This is a genomic window from Flavobacterium sp. XS2P24 (genome assembly GCF_030010285.1).
Classification (GTDB): Bacteria; Bacteroidota; Bacteroidia; order Flavobacteriales; family Flavobacteriaceae; genus Flavobacterium; species Flavobacterium algoritolerans.
Genome location: NZ_JASCRU010000018.1, coordinates 17,282 through 29,431 on the forward strand (window position 1 = coordinate 17,282; position 12,150 = coordinate 29,431).

The window sequence follows — 12,150 nt, forward strand, 5'->3', positions numbered from 1 at the left end:
ACTATTTAATCATTATGATTTCTTGTGTCGGCGTGTTCACCATTTGCGTTACAGCAGGCAATAATTCCTGAATAAATGAAGTCATGTGCGGAATATCCATTGCTTTGAAATCATCTGAAACATGATGGTAGAATTCAAAATTTTCAAAATCAAATGTACTCACGGATTGGCAAGGCACTTTGAAAACATCATAAAAAGAGAAATTATCTGACCTGTAGAATAATTTATATTCGGCTTCTTTCGGAAGAAAACCAATCGTATTTTTTCCAGTATATTCATTGATTTTACCTGCCATATTAGATTTATCAAAACCGGTAATATAAGCTAGATAATCTCTTTTCATTGGTACACCAATCATTTCAATATTGAACTGAGCATACAATTTAAAATCTTGTGCTTTCAGTTTTTTGGCTAAATGTTTAGACCCTAACAACCCTTTTTCTTCTCCTGCAAAAAACACAAAAAGAATGCTTCGTTTATTATTTTTGGCGATGCTGAAGTATTTTGCCATTTCAGCAACTGCAGTAGTTCCAGATGCATCATCATTGGCGCCATTATTTATAAAATCACCATTTACGCCTTTTTTATCCAAGCCAATATGATCGTAATGAGCACTTAAAATTATAAATTCATTTTTAAGAACTGGGTCGCTTCCTTCAATAAAACCTACAATATTGAAAGCTGGTTCTTTAAATGTAGACAAGGTATCGCGATACGATTTGAAATAGGGTTTCACATTGTTATTTTTGAAGAACTGCTCCAAATAATCAGCGGCTTTTACCATTCCTGCTTTTCCGGTTTCCCTTCCTTCCAATTCATCCGAAGCCAAATATTTTAATGTCTCGGCAACGTCATTTTCTGTTACTTTATATTCAGCCTCAACAATTTTTAATTGCGCATCACTCGCGGTTTGAGCAATTACTGACGAAGCTGACAAACAACCAAAGAAAATAAAAGAAAGAGACAGGAATGCTTTTTTCATAATATTGAGATTTATTTTTTATAATGTGACTTTATTTCTATAATATTTCTTGTAGACTTTTACCATTTGAACAATAGCTAAAACTACAAAAAATGACGGAATCACCACTGGCATTACATATTTAGAAAAGCCGGTTGTGTTTTGAGACAAGGTATTTAATATCAAGACCAAAGTCATCATTCCAAAAAATGTACCTATTAAAGTCCCTGAAACATAATATAATTTTAGCTTATTTACAATGGAGATATAATTCCCATTCATCAAATAAAGGTTCCAACCGGTCCAAAATGGCAATTGAAGAAAATTGATACAGTTCAAAAATACACCAATCAGGAAAGGAGAATACATTGCATATTTCTCTAAAATACCTGGCTCTTCCATTGTTTGATTGGAATTTGCATAAAAAGAATACCCTAAAATCAACAGAAAGAAAACGGCAAAAAAATCAATAATCTTCATTAATTTTTTATTGTTGACCAATTGTTTTGCGAAAATTAAAGTGAAATAAATCACAAACATCTCCACAAAAATCACTCCCAATAAAAAGAGAATCAAACTTTTCATTCCTGTTTTTGAATAAATTTCAAAACCTACTACATTCAAATATCCCAAGGGTATCGAACCGATAAAGCTCACTAAAAAACCAACAAAAATGTTTTTTAATGCCTTCATGATTTTAGAAATTTACAATTTTATTGCTTTGTTCCAGATGCATTCTGTATTCTTTCATCCCGTCTTTATACAGTAAATACGGAGCACCATTTTTATGGTTTGCCACGCTTATTTCATACATATACGTAATGTGACGTACGAGTTCTTTCCATGCAAAAAGCAAAGAATGCTTTGGATCATAAATGTGTGTGGGTTCGCTAGCAGCGCCATTAAGCTCCACGACTGAAAAGTTCAATCCTTGTTCTAATTCTTCAATTGTATTGTACATCACATCCAATCTACCAAAGTAGAAACCCGGAATTTGCAGACACATTTCGTTTATTGTTTTTGTCATTTTTGGTGTTATCCAATGACTTCCATCAATGAATTTTGCGCCTCGTGCATGATTTCCATAAGGCACCAAATTCAATTTTTCTCCTTTTGGAAGAATATCGAGTAGTTTTTTTCCGTATTCCTGCTTCAAAACCTTTAATTGCAGTTCATATCGAGGATTTTCTTTGATTAATTCTTCTACGGTAGAGAATCCGTTTCCGGTAATAATCAGAAATTCTTTGGAAACTATTCCGGTAATTCTGCCGGTTTTTTCATGAGGATAACGCACATAGAAAATCCCAACTTCGTTCTCGTATGGAATTAAATCCTGCACTACATAATCGAAATTTGCTTTTTCAGCATATTCTTTTAAATCATCAATGGTATTAATTTTTTTAACCCCAGATCCTCGCAGTCCAATATCCGGTTTGGCAATCAAAGGATATTTTATTTTTGCTTCTTCAATAGTATTAACAATTTTTTCAAGAGCAATTCCTTCTTTTATTAATTCCGTTTTTGGGTAATATTTTTGTGGAATCAAATTGTAGATTTCTTTTTTGGACTCCATCATAAAACCGCCATTTTTTATGGTTGGATTAGAAGCATTAAAGAAAAAAATAGATTTTGCCTTGATGGAATAATAGGACCAAAGAAAATAAATTGGAATGTAAACAATCTGAAAAGGCCAGTATTCCCAATGCGTAATTTTATGAAAAAATAGTTTCAAATTAAGTTCTTTAAACGGTGATAAATGAGGTCGAAAAATCCTGTTGTGCAATCAAATCGTAATGCAATATAGCTACTTTATTTTTTTCAATAACCGATTGCGTGATACTCAACGTTTTCATCTCGTCATTTCTATTGATGACTAAACCGTTTTCATCATTTCCTTCTTCGGTATAGCGATGAAAATCGTGCATTTTTGATTCCGAAATTTGAAAATTGTCATGCATAAAAGTATGAAACCAATTGGCTCGTTTTTCACGAATCGCTGATGGATACAAAGTCGATGAAGACCAAATATGATTTTGATGAATGTCCAAAGATGTCGTTTCTTTCTCTTTTCCGTTCCAGCGCAATTGAAAAAGAGCATTATTTTGAAATAAAACTAATGTAAAAGGCTCTATGTTTTCCAAATCAATTTCTGTCCAGAAATCCTTTGGAGAAATACTGCTGATCATCTCTAAGACAATCAAACCACGGCTTTTTCGATATGGAAGTTGCACTTCATGTTTTTCGTCAGCGCCATTTAACAGCACCAAAATTGTTCCGTCAGCATTAGCGACAAACCAAGTTCCTCCTGCTTTTGGATCTTTTGGGAAAATAAGATTTTTCCCGTTTACGGTATAACTTCTTGGAGGTATTGCACTCGGTCTTACTGTTTTTTCATCCCGATTTGAAGTAATGATAATTTTATCATTCGTTGCTACAAAACTTACTGTGCACATTGATTTCTATATTCTATTGTAGAACGGGCAACTCCAAAATTAGCGTCAATTATAACTGTTTCACATTGTAAAATAGCTACTTTAATAAGTGCCTGATGATGAATGCAATGTTCTAAATTATAAAGTAACTCTCTGAAATAGTTGCTTTCAATTCGAATTTCCTCTCCATCAATGATTTGCAACAACTCGATGTTTTTATTTTTTTTATCTAAATTTTGTTGAATTAACACAATATTTTCAATAGCAAAAGCAGTATCCGTTTGAATACGGGTATTTCGTTCTCTTTTATCATAATTCACAATGCCTAAATCATATTGATTTTCTAAGCATTGAAACATTTCAATAATATGCCTTGTATGCTCCCCAATAGTTGCATTACTTAATTCCGTACAAGAATTTGAATATTCTTTTTGAGACAATTGATTCAGCAAATCAATTAGTTCGTTTAAACTATTATTAATAGAAGGTATTAGCATATTTAAGTTTTAATTCAACAAATTCATCACTTTAGTCCTATCCTTAAAAACTAAAGTAACACAACAAAGAAAGGTAATTAGTGCCAAAATAAAAAGTGTACCACCATCATTTTTCACTTCAATCCCAAGCACAAACAGATGAGCAAAAATCGCACCAACCATAACGCCGCAACCCATTATAGCACCAAATAACGAAGTTCTTGGTATTAAAATCAAAATTACCGTAATCAACTCGGCTATTCCAGTGCCAATTCTTCCATACGGTTCTATTCCCAAAGCAGAAAAAATATAAACTGATTCTTCATTCGCTGTAAATTTAAAATACAAAGTTTGCACTAAAATCACCGCCACGGCGAGTCGCATTATCCAGAAAAACACAACTGATTTCATAATTCCTGTTTTTTTTATTTAATCCTTTTACTCCAATTCGCATCCGCTTTCATCATCAATCCGGCTTCCTCTTTATTCCAGCTTTTCAATGTATTATTAAAGAAAGCATTGTAAAACAAATACAACTTTCCATTACTAATCTTGAAAGTCTCTGGATTTATAGACACTTTTTCATTGGAATCTCCCATTGCATACGCACACCAACCTCCGTATTGAGGTTCAAATTTTGAAGGATTTTTCAAAAAATATTCTTTATTTACTGGCATCGAAAAATAATAAACCACACCTTCATATGATGCTGTTATTTCTTTTTTCCCCTTCACTGCTTTTCCTTGTTTAAAATAAGCCACTGGATCATATCCTTGAATAGCCACATTTTTTTCAAGATTAAAAAGAGTCACTCGTTTGTTGTCCTTTTGCGAAAAGCCAGAAAAAGTACACAATACGGTTAGAATAAATAGTAGCTTTTTCATGATTATTTATTTAAAGATTTTGCAACGGCAATCAACAAATCATTTGAAATTCTATTTTTGAAATTAGGTGTGATGTATTCAAACTCAATTTCACCATTTACATTTAAAATAAACACCGTAGGAACAGGTAAAAAAGAACTATTCACACCTTCGGAACCTTTAGTTATCGTAGTCTTATAATTTTCTGGAGCTTGAAAAGCAATTCCAACAGCTTTGGACAATTCACCTGTACTATCCGATAATAATAAATAATTTAATTTTTCTTTATCATCCGTTACCTTCAAGCTTTTTGGAGCATCAGGACTTATCGCGATAATTTGATATCCTAAATCCAGTAATTGTTTTTCGGCTTCTCCCAATGCCGCTAAATGTGCATTACAATACGGGCACCAACCACCACGATAAAATACTAAAACGGTTCTTTTCTTACTGATTAATTCCGTTAAATTAACATTCGTATTTTCTACTGATTTTAAATTGAAATTAGGAATTTTTTCTCCAATAAGTAGTGGAGCAATTTCCGTAGCCAATTTTGGCAAATCATTTTGAGCCTGAACGGATAATCCAATTACAAATAAAGCCAGACAAATTATTTTTTTCATAGTGTTACTTTTTGATGTTGTAAAACTACTGTGCAATTTCGAATAGATTTGTCGGCTAGATTACAGTTCCACTAAAATAATTATAATTTACGGATATCCGTTATAGTGATTTCTTTCCTACTGTAAATGATGGTACCATTCGTTTCCATTTCATTAAGCAATTGAGTCGCTGTTTGCCTTGAAGTACAAATAATTTGCGCAATATCGTTTTGGGTCAGATAATTTTCAATTACCACTTTATCTTCTATTTTTTTACCTTCTTTTTCAGCCCAATCTTTTAGGAACTGAAACAATCTAGTTTTTGCGTCTTTAGAAATCAAATTAGAATAACTGTTCTTAATCCGTTTCATTTTTAGCCCTACGAACTTTGTATAGGACAAAGCCAGACTTGGATTTCGCAACAATAAATCTTCAAAATCCGACATTAGAAAACTACAAATAGCCACATCATCCGAAAGCACTTTTGCATATTCATTGGACTGGCTGTCAGCTTCCAAAGCCAGTTCTCCAAATAAATCTCCTTTTTGAATAATATCTTTAATCGTTTCATTCCCGTCTTCATCGACCGCAACAATCTTTATATTTCCTTTTTTCAGCAGAAAAATTCTCGGCAAATCCGAAGAAGAGAAATAGATAATCTCGCCTTTCTTTGCTTTTTTAAAACCGGTGATAATACACAATTGTCTGATTTGTCCAAAACTCAACGTTCGAAACAATTTGTGATCGCGCAAATACCAATATTTTAAATCCTCATACATAAAAAAATTCTTTCAGTAAATGTATTAAAAAAACGATTTAAAAAACAAAACCCTTTCCAGCCGAAATTGGAAAGGGTTTTGATGAACTATTTTACATCCTTTAAGAAACTAATCCTCTTGAAATTACAATTCGTTGTATTTCAGAAGTTCCTTCATAAATTTGAGTAATTTTAGAGTCACGCATCATACGTTCCACATGATATTCAGCAACATAACCGTTTCCTCCATGAATTTGAACCGCTTCATTTGCTACTTCTAAAGCTATTTCTGACGCGTATAACTTTGCCATAGCACCAGAATGTGCGATATCTTTACCTTCATCTTTTTCACAAGCCGCTTTCATAACCAATAATTTAGCAGCAGTTACTTTTACATACATATCAGCCAGTTTGAAAGCAATAGCCTGATGATTGAAAATTTCTTTTCCAAATGCTTTTCTCTCGTGAGAATATTTTAAAGCAATTTCGTACGCTCCAGTTGCAATTCCTAACGCTTGAGATGCAATCCCTATTCTTCCGCCATTTAAGACATTCATTGCAAAAGCAAATCCAAATCCGTCAACACCAATTCTATTTTCTTTAGGAACTTTTACATCCGAAAACATTAATGAATGCGTATCACTTCCGCGAATTCCCATTTTCTTTTCTTTTGGTCCAATATCAAATCCAGCCCAACCTTTTTCAACAATAAAAGCATTGATTCCTTTGTGTCCTTTTTCAATATCCGTTTGAGCAATAACTAAATATGTTGATGCAGTTGACCCGTTAGTAATCCAGTTTTTAGTACCATTTAATAAGTAATAATCTCCTTTATCTATCGCAGTCGTTTTTTGCGAAGTCGCATCACTTCCAGCTTCAGGCTCTGATAGACAAAAAGCTCCAATAACTTCCCCTTTTGCAAGCGGAACCAAATATTTCATTTTTTGCTCTTCGTTGCAATATTTTTCAAGACCAGCGCAAACTAAAGAATTATTAACTGACATGATTACAGCTGCTGAAGCATCTACTTTTGCGATTTCTGTCATTGCCAAAACATACGAAATACTGTCTAAACCAGACCCACCGTATTTAGGATCGACCATCATTCCCATAAAACCTAAATCGGCCATCATTTTCACTTGCTCAGTAGGAAATTTTGAATGTTCATCACGTTCAATAACACCAGGTAATAATTCTGCTACAGCAAAATCTTTAGCGGCTTGTTGAATCATTAAATGCTCTTCGGTTAGATTAAAATCCATATTTTTATTGTAAATTAAATGTTCTTAAATTTGTCGTCAAAAGTAATTATTAAATATCAAATTTCAAACGATTTCGTAAATTTAGCCAATGTTTAAAGAAAAGTATACTATTATAGGTGTTATGTCCGGAACCTCACTGGACGGAGTCGATTTGGCGCATATTGTCTTTACTGTCAAAAACAACAAATGGGACTTTCAAATCCTGGAATCTGAAACCGTTTCGTATAGCATTGATTGGTTAAACAAATTGAAAATAGCTGTCGATTTTTCTGAAGTTGCTCTCGAAAAATTAAACCAAGATTACACGCAACATCTTGCTTCGATTATTTTAAGTTTTATCGAAAAATACGACATAAAAAATCTCGATGCCGTTTGTTCCCATGGCCATACTATTCTGCATCAGCCCCAAAACGAATTCACACTTCAAATTGGTAATTTGCCTGAAATCGCGTCTGTAATTAATCAAACCGTAGTTTGTGATTTTAGGGTTCAGGATGTGCAACTTGGCGGACAAGGCGCGCCTTTGGTTCCTATTGGCGACCGGATTTTATTTTCTGAATACGATTATTGCATGAATTTAGGCGGTTTTTCGAATGTATCTTTCGAAAAAAACAAAGAGCGAATCGCCTTTGACATTTCACCTGTAAACACCGTTTTTAATTTTTACGCCAGCCAACTAGGATTCGATTATGATGATAAAGGCAGTATTTCAAGAACCGGAATTTGTAATAAAGATTTATTAAATGAACTAAATACGTTGGATTTCTACCAAAAGAAACATCCTAAATCATTGGGCTTCGAATTTGTAAAAGAGACTGTTTTACCTATTATCGAAAAATATTCTATTCCCATTGAAGACAAGTTACACACTTTTACCGAACATGTGGCGTTGCAAATTGCTTTGGCTTTGCCTAATAAAAACGGAAACCTTTTCATAACTGGTGGCGGTGCTTACAATGATTTTCTCATCGAGAGAATTCATCACCATTTACCTAAAATAAAACTCATTATTCCGTCAGCTAAAATATTGGAATTCAAAGAAGCCTTGATTTTTGCATTACTTGGTATTTTAAAATTACGCGGAGAAATCAATGTTTTAAGCAGCGTTACAGGTGCAAAAACAGATCATAGCTCTGGAATGATTTATTCTCCAAAATAAAATTAAAAATACATATTTCACATTATTCTATTTTTTATATTTGCCAAAATTAAACATATCGCAACAAATGAAAGATTTATTAAAGAAATTCGAAAATAAAGAACCTGAAATAGTTTTCCATTGGAAAGATGCTGAAACAGAAGCCGAAGGATGGACAGTCATCAATTCACTACGTGGTGGTGCTGCCGGTGGTGGAACTCGTATGAGAAAAGGGTTGGATATGAATGAAGTTTTGTCTTTGGCAAAAACCATGGAGGTGAAATTTTCAGTTTCTGGACCTGCTATTGGCGGAGCAAAATCTGGAATTAATTTTGATCCGAACGATCCAAGAAAAAAAGGCGTTTTACAACGTTGGTATAAAGCCGTTTCTCCATTATTGAAAAGTTACTACGGTACCGGTGGTGATTTGAACGTAGATGAAATTCACGAAGTAATCCCAATGACGGAAGAGTGTGGTGTTTGGCATCCGCAAGAAGGTGTTTTTAACGGTCATTTCAAGCCGACCGAAGCAGACAAAATCAACAGAATTGGACAATTGCGTCAAGGTGTGGTGAAAGTGATTGAAAATCCAAAATTCTCACCAGATGTTTCCAGAAAATATACTATTGCCGATATGATTACCGGTTATGGCGTTGCCGAAGCCGTTCGTAATTACTATACAATTTATGGTGGAGATGTAAAAGGGAAGAAAGCAATCGTACAAGGTTTTGGAAATGTAGGTTCTGCTGCCGCTTTTTACTTAGCCGAAATGGGTGCTAAAGTAATTGGTATTATCGATAGAGATGGCGGATTAATCAACGAAGAAGGATTCTCTTTCGAAGAAATAAGAGCTTTATTTCTTGCAAAAGACGGAAACAAACTGGTTGCCGAAAACATGATTCCTTTTGAAGAAATCAATCAAAAAATATGGACAATTGGTGCTGAAATATTCACTCCATGTGCCGCTTCCAGACTAGTAACTCAATCTCAAATTGACAGCTTGATTGCGAACGGTCTTGAAGTAATTTCATGTGGTGCAAATGTTCCTTTTGCCGACACAGCAATCTTTTTTGGTCCAATTATGGAAGATGTAGATCATAAAGTGAGTTTAATTCCTGACTTTATTTCTAATTGTGGTATGGCTCGTGTTTTTGCTTACTTCATGGAAAAGAAAGTACAAATGACGGATGAAGCAATCTTCCAAGATACTTCGGAAATCATCAAAAAAGCAATTGAAAAAGCGCATGCTTTGAATCCAAGTAAAACAAATATTAGTGCAACTGCTTTTGAAATCGCATTGAAGCAGCTTACTTAAAATAAAATATTTTTTTTACTATTTATCGGAACTGGGATTAAGCAGATTTTAAAATCTATTTAATCCCTTTTCTTATTTCTAGTTATAAGCGAAAGCAATATTATTTATATTCTGGCAGTCGCTTTTTACTCTTGACAATTTTTAGTACTTTTCAACGTTTTTTAGTAATACACTTTTTAAAATTTAAAATACAAATGAGTTCCACCATTTCATCAGATCAAAAGAAATCGTTAGCACTATCCATTCTTTTGTATGCGACAATGTTGTTAATTTTATTTTTCATCCGCTTTTGGCCTCCCGCAAACATGGATGAACTTGCTGGTGGCGGTGGTGGCGGTGGCGTTACAGTAAATTTTGGCGACAGCGATTTAGGTTCTGGTGCAAATTATAAAAGCGAAGTTTTGGAAGTAAAAAATCAAACCAGACAAACGCCTGCAAAATCAACTCCTGACGAAGCTATTTTATCTCAGGAAAACAACACCGAGGAAACTGCTGTCATTCCGACGAAAGAAAAAACTAAAAAACCAATAGTCGTTGTAAAAGAAGAAACAAAACCAGTGGTTGTAAAACCTAAAGTTTCTAACAATACAAATGATGCTTTATCCAGCATTCTAAAAGGTTCTAATAAAGGTGGCGATGGCGATGACAAAGCAGCCGGAAACAAAGGAAAAGCCAACGGAAGCTTGAGTTCTAATGGTTATTATGGAACGGGTGGTTCCGGTGGAGGAACAGGCGGAGGAAATGGTACTGGAACCGGAATAGGAACTGGCAGTGGCTATGGCTCCGGAAGTGGAGGAGGAACCGGAAGTGGTTCTGGCGGCGGAGTTGGATACTCCTTAGGAAACCGAAAAGCATTATCTAAACCTGCACCAAAATATACCTGTAATGAACAAGGAAAAGTAGTCGTAGAAGTTTCTGTTGACAGAACTGGAAGGACTGTAAATGCAGTTGTCGGTGTAAAAGGAACTACGAATACCGCAAAATGTTTATTAGATCAAGCCCGAATTGCTGCGATGAACACGAGATGGGACGCCAGCAGCGATGCTCCGGAAAAACAAGTCGGTAAGATTGTTTACAATTTCAATTTGAATTAAAATCATATAAAGCTACATAAAAAATGCCTCGAAATATCGAGGCATTTTTTTTATTTTAAAATCAGCTTAACTAATGCGATTGCTTTGTAAAACGCTTAATAAAATCACTTAGGACTGGTGGCAATCACAAACTTCAGATTGTTCTTCACTCCTATTTGCAGTACGTCAACTAAGTCTTGTACTTGTAAATTGAATGGAATTCTCACGACAACCGTCTGGTCCTTTGTCGCATCCATTTTAGACATCAAAGTCATTTCCAGTTCTTCAAATGAAACAGGCTGTTTGTCGATGTAGAATTTTTTATCTTCTGTGACAGATAAACTAATGTATTGCTTGTTTGTTTTCTCGTTAGATTGTGCTTTTGGCAACGTCATCTTGATAACATTAGGATTCGCCAATGTTGATATAATCAAGAAAAACAACAACAGAAAAAACATAATATCACTTAATGAAGAAGTCGCGACCTCGGCATGAAATCTTCTTTTTCTTTTTATAGACATATTATGATCTTTGAATAATATTTACAAATTCTAATATTTGTTTTTGAATTTTTAAAGCAAAATTATCAATCTTACCGTTTAATAAATGGTATCCGCTATACGCAATAATACCTACAATTAATCCAGCACCACTACTGATCATTTTCTCGTACAATCCTCCAGAAATATTACCAATACTAATGTTTTCAGTTACCGAAATACTGTAAAATATTTTAATAACTCCAGAAATAGTTCCAATAAATCCTAATGTAGGTGCAATACCGGCAATAAGTCCCAAATGACCTAAGTGCTTTTCCATTCCTCCTATTTCGATGTCTGCAGCACGACCCATATTGGATTCAATCTCAATAATAGGTCTCCCAATAACCAGAATACCTTCTTTTACAATATTACCCGATGCGGTATTATTTCTTTCTGCAATGGATCGAGCCAAATCAAGATTTCCTGAATTTAGGTTATCCCGAACATCGCGCATCAAAAGTGCATCAATTTTTGATGCTTTACTGATGTACAAATAGCGTTCAATAATCAGATAGAAAGTGTAAAATAATAGAATCCCGATTGGGATAAGCCACACACCACCTTTTAAAAGGAATCCCAAAGTGGATATTTCGGTATTTGGAGCAATTTTTTCGATAACTACGTTTGAAGCAGCGTTGGTAATGGTGTCGGCCTGTAATTGTATAAAACTAAACATATAATATTATTGTATTTTAATCATTAATTCTAAAAATTATTTCAATTTTGCAC

15 protein-coding genes are annotated in these 12,150 nt (G+C 34.1%); 3 read left to right on the plus strand and 12 right to left on the minus strand.

Annotation, left to right across the window (positions count from 1 at the left end):
• Position 1: 1 nt before the first annotated feature.
• The 10 genes from QLS31_RS11635 to QLS31_RS11680 all read right to left on the minus strand — a co-directional run bounded on the left by QLS31_RS11635 (position 2) and on the right by QLS31_RS11680 (position 7,353).
• Positions 2 to 982, minus strand: a complete 981-nt coding sequence (locus QLS31_RS11635; protein ID WP_282744007.1) for a M28 family peptidase — start codon at positions 980 to 982, stop codon at positions 2 to 4.
• Positions 983 to 1,000: 18 nt separating this feature from the next.
• On the minus strand, positions 1,001 to 1,654 hold the full coding sequence (locus tag QLS31_RS11640) for a hypothetical protein (protein ID WP_282744008.1): 654 nt from the start codon (positions 1,652 to 1,654) through the stop codon (positions 1,001 to 1,003).
• Between the two features lie 4 nt (positions 1,655 to 1,658).
• Complete coding sequence (locus tag QLS31_RS11645; protein ID WP_282744009.1) at positions 1,659 to 2,693, minus strand: D-alanine--D-alanine ligase; 1,035 nt, start codon at positions 2,691 to 2,693, stop codon at positions 1,659 to 1,661.
• Between the two features lie 10 nt (positions 2,694 to 2,703).
• Positions 2,704 to 3,414 (minus strand): NRDE family protein, encoded by a 711-nt coding sequence (locus QLS31_RS11650; protein WP_282711811.1) that lies wholly within the window; start codon positions 3,412 to 3,414, stop codon positions 2,704 to 2,706.
• The gene (locus QLS31_RS11655) at positions 3,402 to 3,890 is read right to left on the minus strand and encodes a DinB family protein (protein ID WP_113636783.1); all 489 of its coding nucleotides are present in this window, start codon (positions 3,888 to 3,890) and stop codon (positions 3,402 to 3,404) included. The genes QLS31_RS11650 and QLS31_RS11655 overlap by 13 nt, the downstream gene beginning before the upstream one ends.
• Before the next feature lie 9 nt (positions 3,891 to 3,899).
• Complete coding sequence (locus tag QLS31_RS11660) at positions 3,900 to 4,280, minus strand: DoxX family protein (RefSeq protein WP_282744010.1); 381 nt, start codon at positions 4,278 to 4,280, stop codon at positions 3,900 to 3,902.
• Positions 4,281 to 4,294: 14 nt separating this feature from the next.
• Positions 4,295 to 4,753, minus strand: coding sequence for a YHS domain-containing (seleno)protein (locus QLS31_RS11665; protein ID WP_282744012.1), 459 nt, complete (start codon positions 4,751 to 4,753; stop codon positions 4,295 to 4,297).
• A 2-nt stretch (positions 4,754 to 4,755) separates the two neighbouring features.
• A complete protein-coding gene (locus QLS31_RS11670) occupies positions 4,756 to 5,355 on the minus strand; it encodes a peroxiredoxin-like family protein (protein ID WP_121340928.1) in 600 nt (199 codons plus the stop codon).
• Positions 5,356 to 5,435: 80 nt separating this feature from the next.
• Positions 5,436 to 6,113 carry a Crp/Fnr family transcriptional regulator gene (locus tag QLS31_RS11675; RefSeq protein WP_282744013.1) on the minus strand — a complete coding sequence of 226 codons (678 nt, stop codon included), beginning with the start codon at positions 6,111 to 6,113 and terminating at the stop codon, positions 5,436 to 5,438.
• 100 nt (positions 6,114 to 6,213) lie between these two features.
• Complete coding sequence (locus QLS31_RS11680) at positions 6,214 to 7,353, minus strand: acyl-CoA dehydrogenase family protein (protein WP_121340926.1); 1,140 nt, start codon at positions 7,351 to 7,353, stop codon at positions 6,214 to 6,216.
• A gap of 88 nt (positions 7,354 to 7,441) precedes the next feature.
• Between QLS31_RS11680 and QLS31_RS11685 the strand changes: the two genes are divergently transcribed.
• The 3 genes from QLS31_RS11685 to QLS31_RS11695 all read left to right on the plus strand — a co-directional run bounded on the left by QLS31_RS11685 (position 7,442) and on the right by QLS31_RS11695 (position 10,900).
• The gene (locus QLS31_RS11685) at positions 7,442 to 8,512 is read left to right on the plus strand and encodes an anhydro-N-acetylmuramic acid kinase (protein ID WP_282744014.1); all 1,071 of its coding nucleotides are present in this window, start codon (positions 7,442 to 7,444) and stop codon (positions 8,510 to 8,512) included.
• A gap of 67 nt (positions 8,513 to 8,579) precedes the next feature.
• Positions 8,580 to 9,806 (plus strand): Glu/Leu/Phe/Val dehydrogenase dimerization domain-containing protein, encoded by a 1,227-nt coding sequence (locus tag QLS31_RS11690; protein WP_282711823.1) that lies wholly within the window; start codon positions 8,580 to 8,582, stop codon positions 9,804 to 9,806.
• A gap of 194 nt (positions 9,807 to 10,000) precedes the next feature.
• On the plus strand, positions 10,001 to 10,900 hold the full coding sequence (locus QLS31_RS11695; protein WP_282744015.1) for an energy transducer TonB: 900 nt from the start codon (positions 10,001 to 10,003) through the stop codon (positions 10,898 to 10,900).
• Positions 10,901 to 11,004: 104 nt separating this feature from the next.
• Here the strand turns inward: QLS31_RS11695 and QLS31_RS11700 are convergent, their stop codons facing one another.
• Positions 11,005 to 11,400 (minus strand): biopolymer transporter ExbD, encoded by a 396-nt coding sequence (locus tag QLS31_RS11700; protein ID WP_282744016.1) that lies wholly within the window; start codon positions 11,398 to 11,400, stop codon positions 11,005 to 11,007.
• Between the two features lies 1 nt (position 11,401).
• On the minus strand, positions 11,402 to 12,097 hold the full coding sequence (locus QLS31_RS11705; RefSeq protein WP_282744017.1) for a MotA/TolQ/ExbB proton channel family protein: 696 nt from the start codon (positions 12,095 to 12,097) through the stop codon (positions 11,402 to 11,404).
• Positions 12,098 to 12,150: the final 53 nt, after the last annotated feature.

Coding starts and splice junctions, on each gene's coding strand:
- QLS31_RS11665 (WP_282744012.1), bottom strand. CDS start 4,753: ATGAAAAAGCTACTATTTATTCTAACCGTATTGTGTACTTTTTCTGGC.
- QLS31_RS11705 (WP_282744017.1), bottom strand. CDS start 12,097: ATGTTTAGTTTTATACAATTACAGGCCGACACCATTACCAACGCTGCT.
- QLS31_RS11660 (WP_282744010.1), bottom strand. CDS start 4,280: ATGAAATCAGTTGTGTTTTTCTGGATAATGCGACTCGCCGTGGCGGTG.
- QLS31_RS11655 (WP_113636783.1), bottom strand. CDS start 3,890: ATGCTAATACCTTCTATTAATAATAGTTTAAACGAACTAATTGATTTG.
- QLS31_RS11685 (WP_282744014.1), top strand. CDS start 7,442: ATGTTTAAAGAAAAGTATACTATTATAGGTGTTATGTCCGGAACCTCA.
- QLS31_RS11690 (WP_282711823.1), top strand. CDS start 8,580: ATGAAAGATTTATTAAAGAAATTCGAAAATAAAGAACCTGAAATAGTT.
- QLS31_RS11680 (WP_121340926.1), bottom strand. CDS start 7,353: ATGGATTTTAATCTAACCGAAGAGCATTTAATGATTCAACAAGCCGCT.
- QLS31_RS11635 (WP_282744007.1), bottom strand. CDS start 982: ATGAAAAAAGCATTCCTGTCTCTTTCTTTTATTTTCTTTGGTTGTTTG.
- QLS31_RS11650 (WP_282711811.1), bottom strand. CDS start 3,414: ATGTGCACAGTAAGTTTTGTAGCAACGAATGATAAAATTATCATTACT.
- QLS31_RS11695 (WP_282744015.1), top strand. CDS start 10,001: ATGAGTTCCACCATTTCATCAGATCAAAAGAAATCGTTAGCACTATCC.
- QLS31_RS11675 (WP_282744013.1), bottom strand. CDS start 6,113: ATGTATGAGGATTTAAAATATTGGTATTTGCGCGATCACAAATTGTTT.
- QLS31_RS11640 (WP_282744008.1), bottom strand. CDS start 1,654: ATGAAGGCATTAAAAAACATTTTTGTTGGTTTTTTAGTGAGCTTTATC.
- QLS31_RS11670 (WP_121340928.1), bottom strand. CDS start 5,355: ATGAAAAAAATAATTTGTCTGGCTTTATTTGTAATTGGATTATCCGTT.
- QLS31_RS11700 (WP_282744016.1), bottom strand. CDS start 11,400: ATGTCTATAAAAAGAAAAAGAAGATTTCATGCCGAGGTCGCGACTTCT.